General features: G+C 66.8%; 22 protein-coding genes. 9 read left to right on the top strand and 13 right to left on the bottom strand.

Annotation, left to right across the window (positions count from 1 at the left end; all coding sequences use genetic code 11):
* Positions 1-105: 105 nt before the first annotated feature.
* Both ACO06P_RS12965 and ACO06P_RS12960 read left to right on the top strand, forming a co-directional pair.
* A complete protein-coding gene (locus ACO06P_RS12965) occupies positions 106-1,173 on the top strand; it encodes a Rieske 2Fe-2S domain-containing protein (RefSeq protein WP_420345658.1) in 1,068 nt (355 codons plus the stop codon).
* A 175-nt stretch (positions 1,174-1,348) separates the two neighbouring features.
* The gene (locus ACO06P_RS12960) at positions 1,349-1,678 is read left to right on the top strand and encodes a cupin domain-containing protein (protein WP_420345657.1); all 330 of its coding nucleotides are present in this window, start codon (positions 1,349-1,351) and stop codon (positions 1,676-1,678) included.
* A 34-nt stretch (positions 1,679-1,712) separates the two neighbouring features.
* Here the strand turns inward: ACO06P_RS12960 and ACO06P_RS12955 are convergent, their stop codons facing one another.
* From ACO06P_RS12955 to ACO06P_RS12910, 10 genes are all read right to left on the bottom strand, one after another.
* Positions 1,713-2,933 carry a GNAT family N-acetyltransferase gene (locus tag ACO06P_RS12955; RefSeq protein ID WP_420345656.1) on the bottom strand — a complete coding sequence of 407 codons (1,221 nt, stop codon included), beginning with the start codon at positions 2,931-2,933 and terminating at the stop codon, positions 1,713-1,715.
* A 44-nt stretch (positions 2,934-2,977) separates the two neighbouring features.
* A complete protein-coding gene (locus tag ACO06P_RS12950; RefSeq protein ID WP_420345655.1) occupies positions 2,978-4,960 on the bottom strand; it encodes an ATP-binding protein in 1,983 nt (660 codons plus the stop codon).
* 307 nt (positions 4,961-5,267) lie between these two features.
* On the bottom strand, positions 5,268-6,692 hold the full coding sequence (locus ACO06P_RS12945; protein ID WP_420345654.1) for a hypothetical protein: 1,425 nt from the start codon (positions 6,690-6,692) through the stop codon (positions 5,268-5,270).
* 143 nt (positions 6,693-6,835) lie between these two features.
* The gene (locus ACO06P_RS12940; RefSeq protein WP_420345653.1) at positions 6,836-7,558 is read right to left on the bottom strand and encodes an ABC-type transport auxiliary lipoprotein family protein; all 723 of its coding nucleotides are present in this window, start codon (positions 7,556-7,558) and stop codon (positions 6,836-6,838) included.
* On the bottom strand, positions 7,545-8,573 hold the full coding sequence (locus ACO06P_RS12935; protein WP_420345652.1) for an MlaD family protein: 1,029 nt from the start codon (positions 8,571-8,573) through the stop codon (positions 7,545-7,547). Before ACO06P_RS12935 ends, ACO06P_RS12940 begins: the two co-directional genes overlap by 14 nt.
* Positions 8,574-8,625: 52 nt before the next feature.
* Positions 8,626-9,570, bottom strand: a complete 945-nt coding sequence (locus tag ACO06P_RS12930; protein ID WP_420345651.1) for an ABC transporter ATP-binding protein — start codon at positions 9,568-9,570, stop codon at positions 8,626-8,628.
* Between the two features lie 4 nt (positions 9,571-9,574).
* Positions 9,575-10,723, bottom strand: a complete 1,149-nt coding sequence (locus ACO06P_RS12925; protein WP_420345650.1) for an MlaE family lipid ABC transporter permease subunit — start codon at positions 10,721-10,723, stop codon at positions 9,575-9,577.
* A 190-nt stretch (positions 10,724-10,913) separates the two neighbouring features.
* Positions 10,914-11,408 (bottom strand): OsmC family protein, encoded by a 495-nt coding sequence (locus ACO06P_RS12920; RefSeq protein ID WP_420345649.1) that lies wholly within the window; start codon positions 11,406-11,408, stop codon positions 10,914-10,916.
* Positions 11,409-11,483: 75 nt separating this feature from the next.
* Positions 11,484-12,839 (bottom strand): tetratricopeptide repeat protein, encoded by a 1,356-nt coding sequence (locus ACO06P_RS12915; protein WP_420345648.1) that lies wholly within the window; start codon positions 12,837-12,839, stop codon positions 11,484-11,486.
* Between the two features lie 125 nt (positions 12,840-12,964).
* Positions 12,965-13,366 (bottom strand): hypothetical protein, encoded by a 402-nt coding sequence (locus ACO06P_RS12910; RefSeq protein WP_420345647.1) that lies wholly within the window; start codon positions 13,364-13,366, stop codon positions 12,965-12,967.
* A 147-nt stretch (positions 13,367-13,513) separates the two neighbouring features.
* On the opposite strand from ACO06P_RS12910, the gene ACO06P_RS12905 reads away from it, so the two are divergent.
* Positions 13,514-14,020, top strand: a complete 507-nt coding sequence (locus ACO06P_RS12905) for a DUF427 domain-containing protein (RefSeq protein ID WP_420345646.1) — start codon at positions 13,514-13,516, stop codon at positions 14,018-14,020.
* Between the two features lie 58 nt (positions 14,021-14,078).
* Here ACO06P_RS12905 and ACO06P_RS12900 read toward each other — a convergent pair whose 3' ends face one another.
* Complete coding sequence (locus ACO06P_RS12900) at positions 14,079-14,666, bottom strand: cysteine hydrolase family protein (protein ID WP_420345645.1); 588 nt, start codon at positions 14,664-14,666, stop codon at positions 14,079-14,081.
* Positions 14,667-14,814: 148 nt separating this feature from the next.
* Here ACO06P_RS12900 and ACO06P_RS12895 point away from each other — a divergent pair, with 148 nt between their 5' ends.
* On the top strand, positions 14,815-15,765 hold the full coding sequence (locus ACO06P_RS12895; protein WP_420345644.1) for a GlxA family transcriptional regulator: 951 nt from the start codon (positions 14,815-14,817) through the stop codon (positions 15,763-15,765).
* Between the two features lie 4 nt (positions 15,766-15,769).
* Here the strand turns inward: ACO06P_RS12895 and ACO06P_RS12890 are convergent, their stop codons facing one another.
* Positions 15,770-16,192 (bottom strand): NUDIX hydrolase, encoded by a 423-nt coding sequence (locus ACO06P_RS12890; RefSeq protein WP_420345643.1) that lies wholly within the window; start codon positions 16,190-16,192, stop codon positions 15,770-15,772.
* Between the two features lie 268 nt (positions 16,193-16,460).
* Here ACO06P_RS12890 and ACO06P_RS12885 point away from each other — a divergent pair, with 268 nt between their 5' ends.
* Complete coding sequence (locus tag ACO06P_RS12885) at positions 16,461-16,907, top strand: hypothetical protein (protein WP_421935195.1); 447 nt, start codon at positions 16,461-16,463, stop codon at positions 16,905-16,907.
* A 207-nt stretch (positions 16,908-17,114) separates the two neighbouring features.
* The gene (locus tag ACO06P_RS12880) at positions 17,115-17,570 is read left to right on the top strand and encodes a DUF695 domain-containing protein (RefSeq protein WP_420345641.1); all 456 of its coding nucleotides are present in this window, start codon (positions 17,115-17,117) and stop codon (positions 17,568-17,570) included.
* 92 nt (positions 17,571-17,662) lie between these two features.
* Here the strand turns inward: ACO06P_RS12880 and ACO06P_RS12875 are convergent, their stop codons facing one another.
* Positions 17,663-18,247 (bottom strand): TetR/AcrR family transcriptional regulator, encoded by a 585-nt coding sequence (locus ACO06P_RS12875; RefSeq protein ID WP_420345640.1) that lies wholly within the window; start codon positions 18,245-18,247, stop codon positions 17,663-17,665.
* 140 nt (positions 18,248-18,387) lie between these two features.
* Here ACO06P_RS12875 and ACO06P_RS12870 point away from each other — a divergent pair, with 140 nt between their 5' ends.
* The 3 genes from ACO06P_RS12870 to ACO06P_RS12860 all read left to right on the top strand — a co-directional run bounded on the left by ACO06P_RS12870 (position 18,388) and on the right by ACO06P_RS12860 (position 23,523).
* Entirely contained in the window at positions 18,388-19,233 is an 846-nt protein-coding gene (locus ACO06P_RS12870; protein ID WP_420345639.1) for a sterol desaturase family protein, read from the top strand.
* 103 nt (positions 19,234-19,336) lie between these two features.
* Positions 19,337-19,795: a DUF5958 family protein gene (locus ACO06P_RS12865; RefSeq protein WP_420349631.1), complete on the top strand. Its 459-nt coding sequence runs from the start codon at positions 19,337-19,339 to the stop codon at positions 19,793-19,795.
* 563 nt (positions 19,796-20,358) lie between these two features.
* Entirely contained in the window at positions 20,359-23,523 is a 3,165-nt protein-coding gene (locus ACO06P_RS12860) for an Ig-like domain-containing protein (RefSeq protein ID WP_420345638.1), read from the top strand.
* Positions 23,524-23,590: the final 67 nt, after the last annotated feature.

Below are 23,590 nucleotides of genomic sequence, written 5' to 3'. Positions count from 1 at the left end.
CCCGCCGGACCGCGCCCGCGCAGAGGCCTCCCGCGGGCATGTCGGCGGTCTTTCCCGGGGCCCGCCGCCGCTGTATTTTCGACGGCGTTGGAGGAACGGGACACCATGCTGGCAAGCGCGCCGCTGCTACTGCACAACTTCTGGTATCTGGTTTTGCCGGCCGCGAAACTGCGGCGCGGAAAGATGCGCAAGGTCCGTCTTCTGGATGAGCCCCTGCTGCTTTGCCGCGGCCAGGACGGCCGGGTCTTTGCATTGCGCGACATCTGCCCGCACCGCGGCATTCCCCTTTCCTACGGCCGCTTCGACGGGCGGGAGGTGGAGTGCTGCTACCACGGCTGGCGGTTCGGCGCCGACGGCCGCTGCACCGCCATCCCCTCCTTGACGGCGGACCAGCCGATGGAGGTGGGGAAGATCCGCTGCGGCGCCTATCCCTGTCGCGAGGTGCAGGGCAACATCTGGGTCTACATGCCGGAAAAGTCGGCCCGCCTGCCGTCCGCCGCCACCGACGGACTGCCGCCGGTGCCCGAACTGCCGGGCATTGGAACCGCGGCCCCCCAGGTCTCCATTTCCCAGGTCTTCCCCTGCGACTGCGACCAGGCGGCCTTCGGCCTCATGGACCCCACCCATGCCGCCTTCGTCCATACCTCCTGGTGGTGGAAAAAGAACGCCACCACGCTGCGTCAGAAGGAAAAGCATTTCGAGCCGGCGCCGCTCGGCTGGCGCATGAAGCGCCATGCCCTGCCACCGCAGAACCGGGCTTACCGTGTCTTCCTCGGCAACGGCGTCACCACGGAGATCACCTATGCCCTGCCGGGGCTGCGCATCGAACTGATCGAAGGCGACAAGCACTCCGCCGCCGGGCTGACGGCGATCACCCCGCTCAGCGAGACGGAGACGGAGGTGCATCAGGCGCTGTACTGGACCCTTCCCTGGACGGGGCCGCTGAAACCGCTGGCCCGCCGTCTGGCGCACAGCTTCCTTGCCCAGGACAAGGACGTCGTCATCAAGCAGCAGGAAGGCCTCGCCCACGGCCCTAACCTGATGCTCATCGACGATGCCGACACCCAGGCCAAGTGGTACTACCGCCTGAAGCGCGAGTGGCTGAACGCCGCGCGGGAGGGCCGGCCTTTCGAGAACCCCATCAAGGCCCGGACCCTGCACTGGCGCAGTTGAGCGCCGGCATGCTCCGACCTTGCGGCGGCGCCTTTGCGTCCCGCACAGTCGACGTCTTTCATTGCGATAGCTGAATGAGACTTTGCGGCTTTTGCCTCTTTCCTTGCGGAGAAGAAGTGCCCAAAGTCGCCCTGACCGTGCCGGCGCCGGCGCTCAGATTTTCGGAGATCTCGTTTTGACCGCCGACCCGACCTTTCGCCCCGCCCGCTTTCCGGAGGCCATCAAGCGCCTGGAGCCCTTCAGCGGGCGCTTCGACGCCTTTCGCCTGAACGGGACGGGCTGCGACGTCTACTTCGCCTCCTATCCCGCCGGAACGCAGATCGAACCCCACCGGCACGATACCGACAACCACGGCCTGGTCACCCTGGGCACGCTGATCCTGATCGTGGACGGCGAGGAAACGCGGGTGCCCGCTGGCCAGTGGTACCATGTGCCCGCGGGCCAACTGCACGCCGCCCGCTTCGAAGAAGACACCGAAGAAATCGAACTCTGGTTCGTACCCTGACCGTCGCGGCAGGGTTGCGCCCCGGGGCGGCCCCTCAGGGCTTTTCCAGGGTAAGCCAGACGGCCGGACCGCCTTCCCAGTCCGCTTCCAGTCGGCCCTCCGTAACGCGATAGCCGCGCTTCATGTACCAGCGCAGCCCGCGGTCGTTGACCGAGAGCACGGTCAGGCTCACCGCACCGCCAAGGGCTTCTTCGGCGCGGCGCAGCAGCGCGGCGCCGGCCCCGCGGCCCTGTTCGGCGGGCTCGACGAAGAGGTACTTCACATGACCGCCGGATGCCTTGCCGCCGGCCTTGGGTCCGTTCTCGCGAAACTCGACGAAGCCGACCGGGCGGCCCGCCCGCTCGGCGACGATGCGCTGGCGGTCCTCCTGCGCCAGGGGTGAACGGTCCCCCAGCAGCGGGGCCGCGTGGGGCGCCCGCGGCGCATAGGCACTGGTCGCCGCAGCCGCGCCGACGATGCGGCCACAGGCGGCGTCGTCCTGCGCGCCGCCCGGGCGCAGGTGCAGCGGCGCGTCTTCCGTGGCGGTGGCCTGCAGCCTGCGGTCCGTATCGCCGTAAGCGCCGTCGCGCAACTGCGGCACCGCAGGGCTGCTGTCCTCCGCTGCCGCCCAGGCGACATCCTCGCCAAAGCCCGATCCGATCAGCTCACGGCCCGAGGGGCAGTCGCTCAACACCGCCTGCAGGGACCCGCGCAGAGCCCTGTAGCCGGCGACCGCCGCCGCGGCATCGGCGCTGCGCGTCCCTCTGAGGCGCGCCAGCAGGGCGCCGGCACCGAGCAGGTCTTCCAGGGCCGGGCGCAGGCTGCCGTCGGGCCAGTGTTCGCCGGCGGCGACCACCAGGACCTTTGCATCGCCGCTGTCCTCCGCTGCCGTCTGCAGGGCTGCGGCGACGGCGGTGGCGTTGCGCAGGCAGGCCGCGAAGGCCGGCTTGTCGCCGACCAGGGTGGAGAGGGTCGATCCGTTGGGCGAGGGCAGAACCAGCGCGGTCCCCGGATCGAGCGCCGCCAGGGAAGCGGGGGACAGACTGGGGCCCTTGGTGCTGCGCGCGCCGGCCAGCAGCGCGCCCTGCGCCGCGGCGAAGGCGCCTGCCGTCGCGTCGCGGTAGCGGTAGGGCAGGACCCGGGCGCCGCGCGCAACGGCGACATCGACGGCGGTGGTGAAGGACAGCACGTCGACAATGGCGATGACGTCGCTGGACGGCAGCCCTGCACGCAGGCCGGCCGCGCCCCAGGCCAGGTCGAGTGCGATATCAGGCATGGCGCGAGACTACTGCGCTGCGGAGGGGTGTTCCAGTTCGCGGATCAGGTGCCGCTGCCGCCAACGCCGGCGCTCTGCGCCTTTGCCGCGGTGTCTGCGGCGCTGTAGCCGGCGGCGAGCGCGGCCGGCAGTGTGACCACCACGCGGGTTCCTTTCCCCGGTGCGCTGGCGAGGGTCATCGCGCCGCCGTGCAGTTCGACCAGGGCCTTGGTGAGCGGCAGGCCCAGGCCGGCGCCCTGATAGGCGGCATCGTGGGCGGAGCTCAGGCGCCGGAAGGGCTCCAGCACCGTGGGGATGTCCTCCTGGCGCATGCCGATGCCGGTGTCTGCCACTGTGATGCAGAAGGCCTGGCCGCCGCCGCCGCTCAGGGTCAGCGAAACCGAGCCGCCGGCAGGGGTGAACTTTATGGCGTTCGACAGGAGGTTCAGGACGATCTGGCGGAGCTTGGTGGCATCGGCCCGCAGATGCGGCCAGTCCGCCAGGTTTCCCTTCACGGTGAGGGCGACCTCGGCCTGGGCGGCCTGGCCGCCCAGAAGCTGGGTGCAGAGCCGGACGATCTCCGCCACGTCGACAGGCTCCTCGATCAGCTTCAGTTCGCCGGCCTCGATGATCGAGAGATCGAGCAGGTCGTTGATCAGGTTCAGCAGGTGCTCGCCGCTGTCGTGAATGTGCTTTATGTAGCCGTCATAGCGCGGGTCGCCCAAGGGCCCGAAGGCCTCGCGCGCCATGAGGTCGGAAAACCCGATGACGGCATTCAGGGGCGTGCGCAGCTCGTGGCTCATGTTGGCCAGGAACTCGGTCTTTGCCCGGTTCGCCTCCATGGCGGAATCGCGGGCCTGGCGCAGCTCGTTCGTGGTTTCCTCGATGCGGCGGTGCTGCTGCCCCAACTGGTCGTAGGCTCTCTGGACTTCCTGGGACTGCAGCCGCAATTCGCCCTGGGTGGCCAGAAGCTCGGACTCGCGCTGCTTCAGTTCGGTGATGTCCACGTGCACCACGGCGGTGTGGCCGCGGCCGGTCTCCCGGGCGATGGACTTCAGCCAGCGCCCGTTGGAGAGCTGTTCGATCTGTGCCGAGCGGTCCTCCTTGCCGAGCCTGAGCTGGCGTTCGACCCAGTCGTCGAGCGACTCCTCACCGCGGACCACCGAGACCGGGGCGGCGCCGTGCTGCAGGAGGTCGCGCCGGCCGGCGCCTCGGTGAAGCTGGTCCTTGGGCAGTGAGAGAATGCGCCGGTAGTTCTCGTTCCACAGCAACAGGCGGTCCTTGCCGTCGAACAGGGCGAAGGCCTCCGAGGTGTCGGAAATCTCCAGCCAGTCGCTGCGCTCCTCGCGGATCTGCTCCACAAGGGCGGCATTCTGCCTGCGCGCCCGCACCGCATCCATAAAGGACCCGTGAACGATGGACGTGGAGATCAGCATCGCCAGGGTCATGATCAGGGCGAAGCAGGCCAGGGCGATGTGGACGCCGTCGCCCAGCCAGGCGAAGTACGCGGCCCAGGGCAGGATGGATGCGCCGATAAACGCGGCGGCGGCCAGGGGAATGGAGCCCAGGGTGGTCGCCGCGCCCGCGGCCATGGCCGCGATCAGGATCATGACCAGCAGGCGCTGGTCGGCTTCGAGGTAGGGATCGAAGGTGACGCTGGCCCCCCACAGCAGGCCCGCCAGGGCCGACCAGGCGGCCGCCTTGTGCAGGGTGGCGCGGCGTACCCCTTTTGATTTCGGTTGCCCCCGGCGCTTCCCCTGCTGTTCCGCCCGATGATCGCCCTGGCTGTCCATGCGGGTACGCCAGCCGCGCCAGCGGTGGAAGCGGTAGAGCGAGAACAGCCAGATCAGCCCAAGCCAGGCGAGCAGCATGGGTTTGGGGACCGTATCCCAGATCATCACCACCGCGATCAGGGAGTTGACCAGACTGACCGTGGCGTTGATCGGGGTATGGCGGGCAAAGCCCTCCAGCTGTTGGCGGCGCAGCTGTCCGTCTTCCGCGGTCAGGCGGCTCAATAGCCCTTGGCCCTGAACGTCACGAGACGCCATTCAAATTCTCAAAAGTATAGTTTCAATAACGAACGATAGTCTGCAATCACTACACTTCAAGTTTCACCACAGCCGCGTCTGAATGCCAAACACAAAGTGACGGTGGTCTCTTTACGTTTTGTTGGGGAACTTTATCTGACCGCTCTGCCGATTATGCAGACTGCATACCATCGCCGGAGAAGTGTCGGATCGTACGCTTGGCCGTGCAGCGGGCCGGCTTCGCGCGCAGGACCCAAAAGCTGGCGCTCAGAAGACGGGCTTGCCCGCGATTCGCCCCCTTCGCGGCCGCCCGCGTCCCCGCCCCGGGTCAGCCCGTGGCGGCGGCGCCCATGGCGTGATCTTCGCTGTCCGCCTCGTCCGCTTCCCCGGCGCCGGCCGCCTTGGGGGTTTCGTCTGCTTCGGCGCCCTCCAGGCTGGCCTTGCGCTGCGCTTCGGCGCGCTCCAGCTCCCGCGCCAGATCGCCGACTCTTTGGATGATCTCCTTCACCGTCGGCGTTTCGCTGGCGGTGTCCTCGACTATGAGCGGGCCCTTGTCGGCCTCGCCCGTTTCGCCGGCCTGCGCCGGTTTGGCTTCCTCAGGTGTGGCTTCCTCAGGGGCGGCTTCCTCTTCGGCAGCCGCTTCTGCGGGCACGTCCTCGGCCGCCATCTCTTCGGCAACCATCTCTTCGGCTGGCGTCTCAGCCTCTGATGCAGCGGGTGCGGGCTCCTCTGCCGCTTCTGACTCGGCCTCAGCCTCGGCTCCCTCCATGGCAGGCGCGGGCGCTTCCGCCTCGTCCTGTGCGTCCAAGGCGGCGTCAACCGGCTCCTCGTCAGCCGCCGGGGCTTCAAGCTCCGGAGCCGCAGCGCCCTCTTCTTCGGACGCGGTTTCCTCGGGGATCGCCGTTTCGGACCCGGCTTCGGCGCTCGCGGGGTCCTCCATTACCGCAGGCGGCTCTTCCGCCTCGGGCGCCTCGGGGCGGTCCTCGCTCAGCAAGTCGGCGATACGCTTCTCGGCGGCCTCGGCGTCAAAAGCGTCGTCGGCACCGGCGTCAGAGTCCGGGGATGCGGTTTCGGAAGCCTCTGCTTCAGGTGTCTCCGCCTCAAGGCTCTCTGCTTCGGGGGCCTTTGCCTCAGGCGCGGGGGATTCCTCGCCACTGGCGTCTGCCGCTTCGGCCTGGCCGGCGTCCATGGCCGCAGCCTCGTCCTCTTCGGCGCTCGGTTCGGGCGCTTCGATCTCGGCGGCGGGTGCATCTTCAGCCGCTTCAGCCTCCGGCTCCGCCGCTTCAGCCGTCACGGCGGCGTCTTCGACGGTTTCGGCGGCCAACTCATCAGCGGGCATATCTTCGGCGGGCGCATCGTCGGCGGCCACGTCCTCGGCTGCCACGTCCTCGGCAACCATGTCCTCCGGTGCCGCCGCCGGCATCGGCTCGGCTTGCGCAGCGGCCGGAGCGCTGCCGCCCACCATGGCGGAGACCCGCGTCTCCAGGTTCTGCAGCGTTTCCGTGAAGGTTTTCTTCTCGACCGACAGCAGAAAGGTATGCAACAGGCTGCGCAGCTCCTCGTTTTCAGCCGCCATCCGCGTGTTCTCGCCGGCCTGCTGTTCGACCTCCGCCCTGGCGGTGGCAAGCTGCCCTTCGATGGTCTCGATCAGCCCGATCAGCCGGTCGCTATAGTGCTGCTGCTGTTCGTCGATCAATCCGAAGCGCTGTTCGGCCGCTTCCACGCGCTGGCGCAGATCGTTCAGTTCCGTCATAGGAGGCGATTCCCTTAACTGCTGTAGCGCGCAGTATGCGGGGAAAAGGTTTGCTTTTTCCTAATGACAAGCTTTCGTTTACCAAGTGCGTTAAGCCTTGGCGTGACGGAAGCGAGCGGACTTCAACCCTTCGGTTTGGCGCCCTAGCTTTCCGGTTTGAGGCGCGGGCGTCCGCGGCTGATGGCGGTATCTCCTTCGATCAGAGTCCACTCCACCATCTGCCGCAGCACCCGGCCGAGCGCCTCGTCGAAGGCCTCGATGATGCTGCGCAGTTGGTCCTCGCCCGATTCGACGCGGTGCTCGAAGGAGCGCGAGGCGACGATGGACCGACGCGGCAGCTGCACCAGCTTCACGTTCATGGCCACCAAGGCCTGCGGATTGCCGTTGTCGTAGTAGACGGCCTGAAACTCGCGCAGCTCGCTCTTCAACACGAAGTCGGCGCGCAGCCCGACGGACTCCCGGCCGATCGAGACGATCTTGCGGGTGTTCTCGAAGGACTCGATCATCAGCGTTTGGATCATCAGCGGCGCGCGGTCCGCCCAGCCGGAGCGCGCGTAGTACTCGATGGAGGTGGGTGTGCGCTGCAGGGCGATGCGCGTGGTGTTGAGCCCCGCATTGGCCACCGGCGGTTCCAGGATCAGCTGCCAGCGTGCCTCCGGCAGGTCTTCACGGAAGGTGCTCTTGGGCGACAGGCGGAAGAGTTCCGGCGGCGGCCCCTGGCCCGGAACCTGGAGGCTGCAGCCCGGCGCCAGGGCGATCACCGGCAGCGCCGCAAGGCCGCCCAGAACGCTGCGACGGCGCAGGTCGCCGGCGGCCTCGCCCGCCGGCGCCCGTACCCCTTCGATGTCAGATCTATTGTGCTTCATAGCCTTGCTGTTGGTCTCCGAAGATGAAACGGGCCGGGTCTCTTTGAACCTCCGTGGTGACGCGGTTCAGCACCACGATGAGGTCGCGCGCCTCGGTCAGCAGAGTGGTGAGTTCATAGAGGCCGGTGTTGGCGAAATCGCGGATCGGTTCGCGGTTCTCCGCGATCATGGCCTCCAACTGGGTGGAGGCCCCGGCCAGGTTGTCCGCGGTCACCTGCAGCCGTTCGATAAGGTCGCGGGCATCGGCGCTGGTCAGGGTGACTTCGCGGTCGATGGACCCGGCCATGGACTCAAAGCTCTCCAGCGTGGTCCCGGCGCGCTCGGTCAGCTCACCGACGTTGCTCTCCAGCGAGCCGGCCATGGCCTCGAGGCTGCCTGTCGCCTCGCGCAGGTTCTCCATGGTCAGGGCGGCGTCCGCGATCAACTGGTCGATGTTGTCGCTGTTGTCGGCGATGGCGCCGGTCACCGCACTCATGTTGGCGATCAGCTGCTCGATGTTCCTGAGATTGGTGTCGCTCAGCAGGGCCTGGGCGCGGCGCAGCAGCAGGTTCACGTTTTCCAGAACCTCCGGCGCGCCTTCCAGCACTTCCTCGAAGGAGGAGACGCCCGGAGGAATCTCCGCGAAGTCCCGGCCGGGCGGTGGCTCCAGCGGCGGTGCATCCGGCGAGCCGCCGGACAGCAGGACGTAGCGTCCGCCGGTCAGGCCCTCCAGTTCCAGGGTGGCCTTGCTGTCGGCGCGCACGGGGGTGCGCTTCTCGACCTCGATGCGCACGCGGATCGCCGTCGGACGCTCCTCGTCCAGATCGACGCGGAGAACCTCGCCGACGCGCACGCCCTGGTAACGCACGGCACTGCCTTCGCGGACGCCGGTGACCGCGCTTTCGAAGACGATGTCATAGCGGGCGAACTCCTGCTCGAACTGGAACTTCGCCAGCCAGAGGATAAAGCCCAGCAGGCCGAAGGCGAGCAGCAGCACGAAGAGCCCGACCATGATGTAGTTGGCGCGTGTCTCCATGAAGCCCTCAGTCCCCCATCCTCAATGTCATGCGCTGCAGTGTCATGCGCTGTCAGCCGGCGCTCTGCGGCGCCGTGCCGCTGCGCTCGGCACTGCCTGCGGCGGCCCGGCCGCGTGGACCGCCGAAGTACTCTTGAATCCAGGGGTCCGGCTCATGCATGAGCTCTTCGATGGTCCCCACCTTAACACGTTTGTTCACCAGCACGGAAACCCGGTCACAGATGGCATAGAGCGAGTCCAGATCGTGAGTCACCATCACGACCGTCAGCCCCAGGGCGCGCTGCAGGTCGCCGATCAGGATGTCGAAGTTGGCCGCGCCGATGGGGTCGAGCCCGGCGGTCGGTTCGTCGAGGAACAGGATATCGGCATCCAGCGCCAGGGCGCGGGCCAGGCCGGCGCGTTTGCGCATGCCGCCGGAGAGTTCGGCCGGATACTTGTGGGCGGCGTCCGGCGGCAGGCCGACCATGGAGATCTTCACGTCGATCAGTTCCTGGCGCAGTTCGGGCGGCAGGTCGCTGTGCTCCTTCATCGGCACCTCGATGTTCTGCGCCACGGTGAGCGAGGAGAAGAGGGCGCCGTCCTGAAACAGAACCCCCCAACGGGACTGCATGGCCGTCGTCTCCGCCTCGCTCAGGCTCGCGAGGTCGCGGCCAAAGACGGTGATCCGTCCGGCGGTGGGTTTGTTGAGGCCGATGATGGTGCGGATCAACACCGACTTGCCGGTGCCCGAACCGCCGACCACGCCCATGACCTCGCCGGGCTGCACGCTGAAGTCCAGGTTGTCGTGAATGACCGAAGTGCCGAACTGGGTCCGCAGCCCGACGATGGAGAGGATCGGCGGCTGATCCGCCCGCGGCTTTCCGCCCGAACCGTTCGTCGCCCGGCCGTCCGCACCCTGGCCGTTCGCACCTTGGCCGTTCGCGCCCTGCCCGTTGGCGTCCTGGCCACTTGGGTTATCGCCGTTGCCCGGCGGCGTCATCTCCGTTCCCTCCGCCATGGCGCTAGAACCCGATCACCGAGAAGAAGATCGACAGGAGCGCGTCGAGCACGATCACCAGGAAGATCGCTTCGACCACCGCCTTGGTCGTTTGCTGGCCGACGGACTCGGCGCTGCGGGTGACCTGCAGGCCCTCGTAGCAGCCGATCATGCCGATGATGAAGGCGAAGAAAGGCGCCTTGATGATGCCGACGGCCAGCGTTTCCACCGTCACCGCGTCGGCCAGCTGGCGGGCGAACTGAAAGAAGGTGATGTCCAGCACGATGGTGGCCATGACCGCGCCGCCAAGCAGCCCCATGATATCGGCGTAGAAGGTGAGCAACGGCAGCACCAGGACCAGGGCGAGCACCCGCGGCATCACCAGCACCTCCATGGGGTCGAGGCCCAGGGTGCGCATGGCGTCGATTTCCTCGTTCACCTTCATGGTGCCGATCTGCGCGGTAAAGGCGCTGCCCGAACGGCCGGCGACGATGATGGAGGTCAGCAGGATGCCCATCTCGCGCAGGATGCCGACGGCGACGAGGTTGACCGTGAAGATCTGGGCGCCGAACTGCGCCAGCTGGTCGGCCCCCTGATAGGCCAGCACGACGCCGACGAGAAAGGAAATCAGCCCGACGATGGGCAGGGCGTTGAAGCCGGTCTGCTCCATCTGGCTGATCAGCGGGGTCCAGCGTATGCGCCAGGGCCGGGCCAGAGTACGCAGCATCACGGTGATGGTGAGGCCGAGGAACGAGAGCAGGGCCGCTGCTTCGCGGCTGATGCGCAGCGTCTCCCGGCCCAGGCGGATCGCCACAGCGAGCAGGGGGTTCTCCGGATTGGGCGCCGGCGGGCATTTCACGTGCCGCGCCGCGACCGTGCCCATCAGGGTCTCCACCGCCGGGGTGGCGCCGACCACCTCCACCACCAGCCCGCGCGCCTTGAGGTCGCCGACCGTGCGATCCAGAACCCAGGCGCCGGCACTGTCGACGGTGGCGCAGTGGGTGAGGTCGAGCGCCGCCTGCTGGGCGCTTTGGGTATCGAGCCCGCGCAGCGCAGGGTCGTGTTTGGAGAGTTCCGCGGTGGTCCAGTCGCCGATGAAACGCAGAATCAGGCGCGGTCCGTCGCGGACGACCTCCAGGGACGAGGCCGCCAGCAGTTCCTCTGCCGCGCTCACGCTGCTGCCCTCACCGTTGTCACCCCACTGTCCGTCCCGGTTCCCCGGTTGCATCCTGCCAAGGGGATTCGCCCGGGCGGCTTTCCGGCAACACTCCGACCTGCCGCCCCGCCGCTGTCCGGGCCGTCATTTCACCCTAAACGCTCGTGAAATAATAGCTATTTTGCCTGCTTTGTCTTCCGAATCAGCATCACCGAACCGATGCCTGCTGATCCCGGCAGGTTACGTCGGCCGCGTGGCGGACGGGGAAGTTGACCGAGTTGGCGATGAAACAGGTCTTGTGGGCGTCCTCGTGCAGGGACTCGCCGCGGGCGAGGTCGCTGCCCGGGGCCAGGACCACGCGCGGGCGCAGCAGCACGTCGGTGAAGCGGCCGCCGCGGCCCTGCTGCTGCATGGTGCCCTGGGCGCTGTCCTCGTAGGCCAGCACCTCGATGCCTTCCAGGGCGGCGAGCGCCAGGTAGGACAGCATGTGGCAGGAGGACAGCGCCACCAGCAGCAGGTCTTCCGGGTTGTACAGCTTCGGATCGCCCAGAAAGGCCGGGTCCGACGACCCGGTCATCGAGGGTTTCCCTTCGAAATCAACGCGGTACTCGCGGGAGTAGCTCTTGTAGTGGCTGGTCGGGCCGGCGGCGGCGCCGGTCCAGGTGAGGTCGAGTGCGTAGTGGTGATCCTTGCCGCGGGGCATCTTGGGGGCTCCTCTCGAAAGGTCTGCACCACGGACATGACGCCGAGGGTGCGTTGGATGTGACGTCTGGGGATGTCACGTCTGGGCCGGCTGCAAAGGTGCAGCCTCGGCAGCGACCTCCGCCATGGCCGCGTTCCAGGGATTGCCCGGGCGCTGCAGCCCCCGCTCCGACAGCAGGGCCTTGGCCAGGCCGCTGCGTCCATCCTTGACCGCCGCGTCGATCAGCAGCTGCTCGAAGAGGTCGCGCTGGGCGCGGCTGCCGCCCAGGCGGTGGAGCGCGGCGCGGTGGGGCAGCAGCGCCTCGACCGCAGCGCCGAAGCGGCCCTGGCGATGGGCGACGGCAGCCCGGGCGAGCGGCAGGCCCACGATGCGGGCCACCGCTTCCTCGCTGCCGTGTCCCTCGGCGAAGTGCTGCAGGCTGGCCAGGGCGGTCTCGATGGCCCCGGTGTCTCCGCCGGCGGCCAGCGCGATGATGTAGTGGGCATCCCCGAAGACCATGCGGTGGTCCTCGCTGAGATCGCGGCAGACCTGGCTCAGTTCCTCCCAACGCTCGCCGACGTCGACGCCGCGCTGCTCCAGGCGCCACAACAGGGCGATGGCGTTGATGACGTCGAGGAACTCGTCGGAGCGGTCGGCCCGCACCCTGGTGTCGTAGTCGTGCAGCACGCCGTCGTGGTCGCCGCGCTCGAGGCGGAAGAGGCAGCGGTGCCAGTGCACATGGTAGGTGAAGTTGTGGCAATCGCCCCAGGCGTCTTCCAGGCCGCCGATCCAGGCGATCCCTTCCTCCGGGCGGTCCTGCATCTCCATGACATGGGCGACCGCGTGCGCGGCCCAGATGTCGGCGCGGTTGCGCTCGATGGCGGCGCGGCCCTCCCGCTCCGCCGCGGCATAGTCGCCGCTTTCCTCCAGGGCGAAGGCCTTGATGCCGAGCACGTAGCCGTAGCCCGGCACGGCATCGCTCCAGGCGTGGAGCGGGCGGGCTACCGAATTGCGCAGCGCGGCCGCATCGCCGAGATAAAAATGCAGGTAATGCGCCATGCGCAGCGCAACCAGATCGTAGGGGTGATCGATCAGGATGCCGTCCCAGGTGGCGGCGGCGGCCTGGAGGTCCCCGTCCAGCCAGTGCTGCAGGCCCTCCATGTGCTGCATTTCGCGTGGGCTGACGGCGCGCTCCTTGGCAGCTTCGCGGGCGGCGGCCAGGGCCCTGGCCGCCGGCGGCACCAGGGCGCGCTTGCAGAACAGCAGCAGGAAGCAGCCCTTCAGGCAGAGCGCCAGCGGCATGGTGGGGTCGAGGCTCAGCGTATCCTTCAGGCGGTCGCCGGTCTGGCGCTCGAAGGCCATGTAGGCTTCCACCGTGGCGTCGAAGGCCCGCATCGCCTCTGCACTGGCGGCGGACTGCGGCAGGCCTCTTTTGTCGTGCTGCATCGTCATGGGATCTCCCGCTCCGGGGGCCGCGCGGCGGCGTCACGATAGCGCCCGCGGGCCGGTTTCGCCAAACCCGGAAAGCCCCAACCCGGAAAACCCCCAACCCGGAAAGCCCCCAACCCGGAAAACCCCTAAACGCCACCCGATGCTTCGCGCGCACCCCAGTAGGCCTGTGCCTTCTCCACCTCGCCGGCATGGCAGGCCGCCGCTGCCGTGCCATGATCGGGGCCGTCGTAGCGGCCGAGTTCGGCCAGGAGGTGAAAGAAGCCGCGGCCGGGCAAGGGGCGGCCATCCGCGCCTCTCTGCGCGCGGCCGACGGCGAGGGCCGCCAGCAGCGGCCGGCCGGCGGCGTGATCGTCGCGGATCATCGCTTCCAGCGCCAGCGTGAGGCGATGGATGCTATGCGGTCCGGGAACCTCCGCGCGTTGGGCGAGATCGCGGTAGGCGAGGGTCTCACCAGCGGCCGCGCAGAGCGTCAGCACCCGGCGCAGCCTTTCCTGCAGGTCACGGTCGTCGTCAGCGGGGTTTTGCAAAGCGGACCTCGTCACAGCCGCAGTTCAAATGTCCTTCTGATTTCGCAAGGCCGATTGCCTTTGGCAAGGCCGCCGGTGGGCAGTGACACCGGCAACGCGGAGGCCCGGCAGCCTTTCCGTTGCCCGCTACGGCCCTATGTCAGGGGCATGTTCGATCCAAGACCCAAGGACCGCGTCGTGCCGGGCCCCGGCCAGGAATCGGTCTGGGACTATCCGCGCCCGCCGCGCCTGGAGCCGACGGAGCGGCACCTGAAGGTGGTCTTCGCCGACACGGTCATCGCCGAGACCCGGCGGGCCCTGCGCATTCTCGAGACCAGCCATCCGCCCAGCTACTACATCCCGCCGGAGGATCTGCGCCGGGACCTTCTGGTATCGGCGCCGGGCCGTTCGATATGCGAGTTCAAGGGCCAGGCGGCCTACTGGTCGATCCAGGTGAGCGGCCGCGTCAGCGAGGCGGCCGCTTGGAGCTACGCGGAGCCCTGGCGCCCTTATGGGGCCCTGAAGGACCATCTCTGCTTCTACGCCGGCCGTGTCGAGGCCTGCTTCGTCGACGGTGAGCGCGTTGTCCCGCAGGAGGGCGACTTCTACGGCGGCTGGCGCACCGCCGACATCGTCGGCCCCTTCAAGGGCGGCCCCGGAACCCGCGGCTGGTAGCGCAGGTCCGGGGCGGTGTTCTCGGGGCGTTACTCTCGGGGCGGCCTGGTCAGGAAGATCAGGCGGCCTTGGCGGCCCCTTCCAGATGCGCATCGGTGGACACCACCTTGGCATAGGCGGCGGCGAGTGCGGCCATAAAGGCGGCATGCACCTGGGCCGCCGGAACGCGGACGCCGTTGAACTCCAGATCCCGCGCGGCGCAGGCGTCATGGACCACGGTGCAGCGATAACCGAAGTCGTCGGCGGCGCGGGTGGCGCCGTCGATGCAGAGATGGCTCATGGCGCCGCAGATCACCACTTCCTCGATGCCGTTCTGCTCGAGAATGGCCTTCAGGCCGGTGTCCCGGAAGCTGTTGATGTAGTGCTTCAGGATGACGGTGGCCCCTTCCGCCGGCGTGACGTCGGGGTGGATCTCGGCGCCCGGCGTGCCCGGCGCGAAGAAGGGGGCGTCGCTGCTCGCGAACTCATGGCGGATATGGACCACGAGGTCGCCCGCCGCGCGGGCCGCCGCGATCAGCCGCGCGGCATTCGTGGTGGCGGCTTCGATGCCCTCGCAGGTCCACTTGCCGCCGGGGAAGTAATCGTTCTGCAGGTCGATGACGAGCAGGGCTGTTTTGGTTTTTGGCTTGGTGTTGCCTTTGGTCATTGGGGGGCGTCTCCTTCATGTCCCTTGGGGTTGCGATGCTCGACAAGGTAGGGATCGCCTGCCATGGTCGAAATTGGCGGAAACGACAAATGGCGAGGCAAAACTGACAAAGCCTGCCGCAAAACCAGCGCCGGTCGATATCGGTGTGATGCAATATCCGGGCGCGCAGCTCTCCGCTGTCCACGGCCTCACCGACCTGTTCCTCGCGGCCAATCGGATCGCGGAGCGGATTGCTGGCCCGCAGGGGCGCCGCCCGGTTTCCCTGCGCGTCAGCCACTGGCATCTGACGGAAACCGCGCAGGCGGTGGAATGCTGCTACACGAGCGGAGAGGGGACGCCGGCGCAACTGGCCTGTTTCATCCTGCCGCCGAGTCTGGACAACCGGCCCGGCGCCGCCCTGCTGCCGGTCCTGCGCGCCTGGCTGACGGCCCAGCATGACGGCGGCGCGGTCGCCTGCTCGGTCTGTGCCGGCGCCTTTCCTCTGGCGCAGGCCGGGCTGCTGAACGGGCGCGGGGCGACCACGCACTGGGCCCTGCATGACGACTTCGCTGCTCTCTTTCCCGAGGTCAGGCTCGAGACCGAGAAGCTGATCGTCGAGGACGGGGACGTGATCACCGCCGGCGGCGTCATGGCCTGGGTCGATCTCGGCCTTCGGATCGTCGACCGCTTCCTCGGCCCTTCGGTGATGTTGGAGGTGGCGCGCTTCTTTCTGGTCGACCCCGGTGGCCGCGAGCAGCGCTTCTACAGCACCTTCGCACCGCGCCTGCAGCACGGCGACGAGGCGGTGCTGAAAGCCCAGCGCTGGCTGCACAAGAGCTACCAGGATGCGGTGTCGCTGCCGGCGATGGCGGCGGCGGCAGGCTTGAGCGAGCGCACCTTCCTGCGGCGCTTCCAGAAGGCGACGGGGCTGAACCCGACCGCTTATCTTCAGCGTCTGCGCGTCGGCAAGGCGCGCGAACTGCTGGAGCTCTCGTCCCTGCCGTTCGGCCGCATCGCCTGGGAGGTCGGCTACGAAGATCCCGCCGCTTTTCGCAAGGTCTTTCACAAAGTGATGGGGCTGACGCCCGGCGACTACCGGCGCCGCTTCGCCGTGCGGTAAGGCGCTACTTCAGCGTCTTGCCGAAGCGGGCGATCAGTGTCTTCAACTCCGCCTCGCCGACGGCCGCGACGGCTTTCTCGATGCTCATCCACTTGCGTTCACGCAGCGCCTTCTCCGGCCAGTTGCGCTTCACCCGCGTCACCGCCATGGGATAGACGCTGACCCGGCAGAGCCCGCCGCCCTTCAGTTCGGTTTTCTCATAGTCGTAGCTGCCGCAGCTGCGCTTGGCCATGGTGCCTTCCAGGCCGGCTTCCTCGAAGGCCTCCAGCGCTGCCGACTGGCGGGCGGAGAGGCCATTGACAAGGTTGCCTTTCGGCAGCACCCAGCGCCGCGTCTCCAACGAGGTGACCAGGGCGATCTTCGGGCCGCGCTTGCTCAGCCGGTAGGCCAGGACTGCGCACTGCTTCTTGTAGGCTTTTTTCGACATACACGTTGCATCCTGAGGGCATCCCATGGGCACCCCAAGGCCCCCCTTCGCCCCGCACCGTTGGGAGCCTAGCCGATTGCTGTTGCCGGGTGTCCAAAGAATTTCGAAGTCGGCCTCATCGGGGCAGGCTTTCAAGGAGTCGCTCCCGCGTGGATTGACCGAGGTCAGAGCGCGGGCGCGCATTTCGCACTAGCGTCACCAGGCAGGGTGCAGAGTGGCGGCTCGGTCGGGGGGCCGGAAAGGCCGCAGCAAAGCGGAGGACGGAGCGATGGATCAGGGCGAACGCCAGGCCACGATGAAGGCCATGATGGAGAAGTGCTTCGGCGGCATGGATACGAATGAGAAGAAGGAGATGTGCGCCGCCATGATGGGCAAGATGACCGAGGGCCTCGATATGAAGGAGATGATGCCCATGATGATGGGCATGATGTCCGGCGGCGCGGCGGAGGGTGCAGGCGAGAAAGCGGGCGGAACGTCTCAGATGATGCAGGGCAGCCCCGCACAGCACATGTCACAGATGCCTGAGATGATGCTGAAGTCGATGATGCCCCACTGCATCGGCATGATGCTGCCGGCGATGGCGCCGGAAAAGCGCGGCGAGGCGGCCGTTTCCATTCTCTCGGCCGTTGTCGAGAAGGGCGCTGCCGGCATGACCGACGATCAGAGGCGGTCCCTGCACGACTCCTTGCAAGAGGTCCTTGGTCAGCTGCGGTGAGCGCGGGCGGCACCGCGGGAGCGGGCGAACAGCGCCTTGCTGTCGGCCAGGGGAGTGCAAGAGTCGGTAGAGACTGGCATGGCGACGATATGCAGTTTGGTTTTGGACGCCTTCACCTGGGTCCTGGGAGTGCGGAGCGGGTTTTTGACAGAGCGTCTTGCGAATTGTCGAGGTCCTGGGAAGACTGAATCTAGTTGAACCTGAGGCATGACCATGGACGTTGCCAGCCTGATCGAGCGCGACGAATGGAAAGGCATCGCCGTGGAAAAGAAGCAGGGGCCCGGTCTCCTGCGGTGGCGGGTGCCTGTTCTGCAGCCCGGAGATGGTGGCAGCCATCCCATGTTGCTTCAGGTGGTTTGGCCCTATGCTGAGCAAGGCTCAGCGGCAATGCCAAGTGATCAACTGTTTGAAGAGCTGAGAGTCTTCGAGGACAGGCTTTGCGCCGCCTGGGAACAAGACGCCCTAGCTGTTCTGACCGCGGTGCTTACGTTTGACGGGGCCAAGCAGTGGGTGTTCTACACAAACGATGTTCAGGCCTGCACCCGGCGACTAAATGAAATGCCTCAAGTAGAAGAGCCCTATCCGATCGAGGTCACCGCCAGACCAGATGGAACTTGGTCGTTTCTGCGAGACGAGATACTGCGCACCGTCGACACTCGATAGTCTCTGCAATCCTGCTTGCCGCCACTTTCGTTTCTGTGGTCTGCGCGTAGTTGGCTCGGCCGCTTCTTTGGGTGTGACCAAGCAATGATCCCTTAGTCCCCGAGCGTTGCCGCCAGGCGCAGCGCAGCCCGGCGGGAGCGGGCGAACAACGCCTTGCCGTCGCCCAGAGGCGTGAGCGAGTCGGCGGAAAAGGCCATGCCGACGATGCCGCTGGCGACCTCTGTGCGGGCCGCCCGCTTGGCCTGCGGGTAGGCCCGGCCGAGTTCGTCGGCGACGATCCCTTCGAAGGCGCCATACCACGCGCGTAGCCTTTCGCGCAGCTCGGGGCGGCTCTCCGCGGCATTGACGAGGGCGGCGCCCACCTTCAGGTCCTCGCCGGAACTGGCGTAGCCGGGTGCGAAGAGGGCGGCGATAAAGGTCTCCAGGCGCTTCTTCTCCGGCAGCGCGGCCCCCAGTTCGGCCATCTCGGCGAGGCTGTGACGGCAGAAGCGCTCGGCCAGCGCCAGAACCAGCTCCTCCCGGTTTCCGACGTGGTGGCGCAGCAGAGCGCGGGCCAGGCCCGCCTCGTCAGCCACCTTCTGCAGCGACGCGCCCTCGACTCCTTCGCGCGCCACGCAACGTGCGAAGGCTTCCAGAATCTCTTCCCTGCGCGCCTCGGTCACCCTTGGCCGGGCCATGCTCGGTTCCTCCGTTTATTATCAGACTTGACAATTTATAGCTGCTTCTTAATTGATTGTCAGATTAGATAATCAAGCGGCGCCTGCCAAGCCTGCGCCCGCTTGCCGTTTCACACCTAGGGGCAAAGGGGGTCGACGCCATGGTTGATCAGATCGAAGGCTGGATCGCAGAGATGGACGGGCTCTCGCTGCTGGTGGGCGTGGCCCTGCTCAGCATCGAGATCCTGCGCGATCTGATCCGCCGGCAAGAGACCGGCCGCCGTCTGTTGGAAACGCTGGCCAGCATCTCGACCCAGATTCCCTATCTGGCGGGGGAATTGCTCTTCGCCACCGCCACGGTGATCGCCTACTTCACGCTCTACGAACTGGTGACGCCGCTGCAGATCCCGGTGACGGTCTTCACGCTGGTGCTGGTGCTGGTTGCCGCGGACTTCGTCTACTACTGGGAGCACCGCCTGGCGCACCAGGTGCGCCTGCTCTGGCTCTCCCACGCCGTGCACCACTCGGCCCGCTATCTGAACACGGCGGTGGCCCTGCGCTTCGGCTTTCTTGAAAGCCCCTGGGCGGCGCTTATGCACCTGCCGCTGATCCTGGTCGGCTTTCACCCCCTGGCGGTGCTGGGGGCCCAGGTCGCCGTGCTGGTCTATCAGACCTGGATCCATACCGAGGTGATCGGCAGGCTGGGCCCGCTGGACCGCATCCTCAACACGCCGTCCAACCACCGTGTGCACCACGGCTGCGACCCCAAGTACCTCGACAAGAACTACGGCGGCATCCTGATCGTCTGGGATCGGATGTTCGGCACCTATCAGGCGGAGGAGGAGCGGCCGCGCTACGGCCTCGCCCGGGATTTCGACTCCGTGAACCCGCTGAAGGTCTGGTTCTCCGAGTACCCCGCCCTGTTCCGCGACCTGGCGTCCGCCCGCAGCTTTGCCGACCTGCGCGGCTACCTCTTCCGCCGCCCCGGTTGGCGGCCAAATCGTTAAACTGGCGAGATGGCAGTAGAGTGGCTCGTCACCACCTCGCCGGACAAGATCAGCAAACTCCACTATGCTTGCCGGAAGGGTTCGACGGGCGAAGGCATTGAGCGTGTTGGGCATCAGGACAGAGATCTACCTGAACCAGTTGGCGCAAGGCATTGTTCCGATGTCGACCGGAGCCGGCTGGTTCGAGGAACAAGACGATGAAAGGCAGGTCGATGTCCTGAGGGCGCTCGCAGTCTTCGCCCGTGAAGCCGGCACGACAGGAGAGGCAGCAGCGGCGGCGATCCAGCAGAGCAAGCTCAGACCCACCTTCACGCCTTGCGTTATCATGGCCAAAGCAGCGGAACAGGATTCCTTAGGGAGTGGAAGCATCCGGCGGGCGTTCGCCAAAATCATCTCCTTGCCGGCCAGCGAGCGGCAGAAATCCTTTGCATTGCTCGTAGCGCTTTTGCGCGTTGCCGATGATCGGAGGCGTCACAACTGCGGTGCCTGCACCCGCCATTGGTGGCATCGAGATCTGTCGGATCCTTCGGTTGTCGAGGAAGTCGTTGCTGGGCGGCGTTAGATTGCTTCCACTCTCTCAGTTTCTGTCGGCCTTGAATTTGCGGCTGCCTTCATAGGGGATCGCTCTTCACAGCCTTTGGTGCCGGCTAGTAACACCCTGAAAGCGGAGAACAGCGGCCATTATGTATTGCAAATGATTCTTAGTTGCAATACCGTTCAGGCATCAGGTTGATCCGCGCCAAGGGGAGAGCCGCGACATGAGGGCGTCCGTTCGTCGATCCACCGGTGAACCGCATTGCGGATCTCGAGCGCGGCTGAGCGCCATGCCTTGGCGCGCCACGACTCCGGGTGCCATGACTCCGGGTGCCATGACTCCGGGTGCCCGCCCGGTCCAATCGGCCGGCGCTACAGAACCCCTCCGCATCCTCAGATCCTGGCCCACGGCGCCGCCGCCCGGCCCCTAGGCGAGCCGGCCGTCCGGCCGCTGAGCCGCACCGACACCCTGACTTTCACGGCAGTCCCACAGGCGTTCGCCACCAGTGCGAACGCAAAGGCTGCAGGCGTTGACGTCTGCCTGGGTTTTGGCTGCCGCCCCTGTCCTCAATCCGAATCGGAACCCGATCCATGCAGCAAACCAAGTCCGGCATTCTCCTCGGCGATCAGCGCGCCGATGCCCTCTTTCTTCTGATTGACGAGAACTTCGACGGCGATGCCCTGGACCCCGGCGAAAGGCGCGTGTTCTTTGACGGGAGCAACGCCTCCGGACTGAGCAATCCGACCTCCAACATCTTTACCGTCGAACAGACGAGCGACAAATCGGTCTATGTCGGCGACGGCAACGCCGATGCCGTCTACCGGCTGCGGGACCTCAACCGCGACGGCGATGCCAACGATGCCGGCGAAGCTGTTGTCTGGTTCGACGCCGACAACGCCGAAGGGCTGGCGCTGGTCACGCCCAACGGGATTGCCGAGGGACCGGACGGCGCCATCTACATCACCAACGCAGGCGTCAGTTCCAGCCCCGACGATGTTGTCTATCGAACCGAAGACCTGAACGGCGACGGCGATGCCAACGACGCCGGGGAGGCGACCGTCTGGCTCGATCTGCAGACGATCCAGCTGGCCGGCGGCGGCGCCCTGGGGTCTTCGGCGGTTCCCTTCGATATCGTCTTCGACGGCGAAGTGGCCTACGTGAACGATCTGACCGGCGAATCGGTGGTGGACATCATCCACCGCATCGAGGACAGCGACGGCAACGGCAGCATCTCCCCCGACGAGGTGACGCCTTTCATCACCGATGCCATGAACTTCGGCGCGCCGGTCGACATCAGCTCCGCCGTCCAGGGCGACAGTCTGCTGACTCTCACCTGGTTTCCGGACTTCTCGGACCCCGGTGCACAGCCCGTCGTCTACCGCCTGACCGATCTTAACGGCTCGAACGACATCGATACCGCAGCGGAGGCGGTGGAGGTCTGGAACGCCTCTGCTCTGCCGGAGGGCTACGACATGGTCGTCGGCTTCAACATCGAAGCCGACGAAGACGGCAACGTGATCCTTACCGCGGACGAACATGTCGTCACGTTGACGGACCTCAACGGCGACGGCGACTACCTGGACGCCGACGAAACGATCATTCTGACCTCCGGTCTGGACGATCTGGCGGTGGACCGCCCACGCGCGCTCTCGACCTACGAGGAAACGGTGCCGCAGACCGTCACCACCGTCGGCGGCGGCAACCACTTCTCGCTCTTCCTCGACAAGGATACCAACACGCTCTATGCCAGCGGCGAGAACGTGGTCGCCCAACTGGGGATCGGCGTCAAGGGCTACGACATCAAGACGCCGGTGGAAGTGGCGCTGCCGGAGGGCTTCGAGGGCACCATCGCCTCGGTCTCCGCCGGGCTGGTCCACAGCTCTTTCCTGACCGAAGGCGGCGACGTCTACACCTGGGGCTTCGGCAACTTCGGGCGCCTCGGCCACGGCGATGACGAGGATCAGTTGATCCCGAAAAAGGTCGAGGCCCTGGACGATGCCAACATCGTCCTCATCGAAAACGGCAACGGGGCGTCTTATGCCGTGGACGATCTGGGAACGCTTTACGCCTGGGGCCAGAATTCCAACGGCCAGCTTGGCCTCGGCGACGAAGACAACAGGGAAGTACCGACCGAGGTCGCGGCCCTCTCCGACGAAACCATCGTCGCTGTGTCCTCCGGCACCTCCCACACCCTGGTGCTGACGGCCGACGGCGATGTCTATGGCTTCGGCTCCAACATCGACGGCCAGATCGGCTCGCCCGAGGGCCTGGACGCGAACGGCGACCCGGTCCGCGAAATCCTCTCGCCGCTCAAGGTCGAAGGCCTGCCGGCCAACGTCGTCTCGATCACCGCCGACACCAAGACCTCCTTCGCCGTGACGGCTGACGGGGAAGTCTATGGCTGGGGCGAGAACCGCTTCGGCCAGATCGGCGTCGGCAGCGACAACGGCGACGGCACCTTCACCCCCGACGCCGCCGACGTGCTGGAGCCGACCAGGATCCAGGGCTTGCCCGACAATGTCGTGGATGTGAAAGGCGGTGCCCGCTGGGTGATCGCGCTGACCGAGGACGGCGACGTCTACGCCTGGGGGCCCAACGACGTCGGGCCCACCGGCGGCCTCGACGGCGATCCGGCGGCGCAGAGCGACGGCACCTTCTTCCCGACCCTCGTCAGTGGCCTCGACGATGTGACCATCGTCGAGATCGCCAGCGGTCCCAACTCCATCATTGCCGTGGCCGACAACGGCGATGTCTACACCTTCGGCTCCAATTCCGACGGGCGCCTGGGCTATCGCACGGAGGGCAGCGTCTACGAACCCCGGATCGTCGACTTCACCAGCGATCCGGAGCCCTATCTGGTCAGCACCACGCCGGCGGACAACGCGCGGGATCTGCCGATCCAATCCGGCCTGACGTTCTCCTTCACCGAAGAGGTCTTCGCCGGTGCGGGGAGCCTGCGCCTCGTCAACCGCGACGACCCCACGGACACGCGCGAGATCGACATCACCGATCCGCGCTTCGTCTCCTTCGACGGCAGCGAGGTCGTGGTGACGCCCTCGGCCTTTCTGATGCCGGGCGCGCGCTACGCGGTCGAATTCGATACCGGCGCCTTCGTCGATGCCGACGGCAACCCGGTGATCGGCTTCGACAGCGGCGATACCTCGTCCTTCAACTTCCAGGCCGCCGACGAGCCGGTCGACCTGCCACTGACGGAGGACGGAACGGCCGAGGGCGAGCTGCTGCGCGGTGGCGCGGGTGACGATCTGCTGCGCGGCCTGGCCGGGGACGACGTCCTCTTCGGCAACGATGGGAACGACACCCTGGTTGGCGGCCGCGGCGATGACGAGGTCGTCGGCGGCGCCGGCAACGACCGGCTGCGCGGCAACCGGGGCGAAGACACGCTGCTGGGCGGGGACGGCAACGACCGCCTGAACGGTGGCCGCGGCGATGATGTGATCGACGGCGGCGCCGGCAACGACACCGCCCGCGGCGGCGACGGTGAGGACACCTTCGTCTTCGGCGCTCTCAGCGGCCACGACGTCATCGAGGATTTCGAGACCTCCTGGTTCTCCATCTTCGGTGAGGAAGACACCCTGCGGCTGGACATCGACGGCGTCGACAGCAAGTGGGAGATGGTGCGGCACCTGGACCGCCAGGGCGACGACTTGGTCTTCGCTTTCGACAGCAGCACCAGCCTCACCTTCAAGGACACCTCCGTCCTCGACTTCATCAAGATGGAGATCGATTTCGTGTGACGGGCAGCGGCTGCCTGCTTCGATCGATCCCAGACCCTCGATGGGATCGCTAGTCGCTATGGGTAGA

Origin of the sequence: Pelagibius sp., from assembly GCF_965227505.1 — a bacterium.
In the GTDB taxonomy this organism is placed as follows: Bacteria; Pseudomonadota; Alphaproteobacteria; order Kiloniellales; family Kiloniellaceae; genus Pelagibius.
This window is presented reverse-complemented; position numbering and strand designations above follow the sequence as displayed.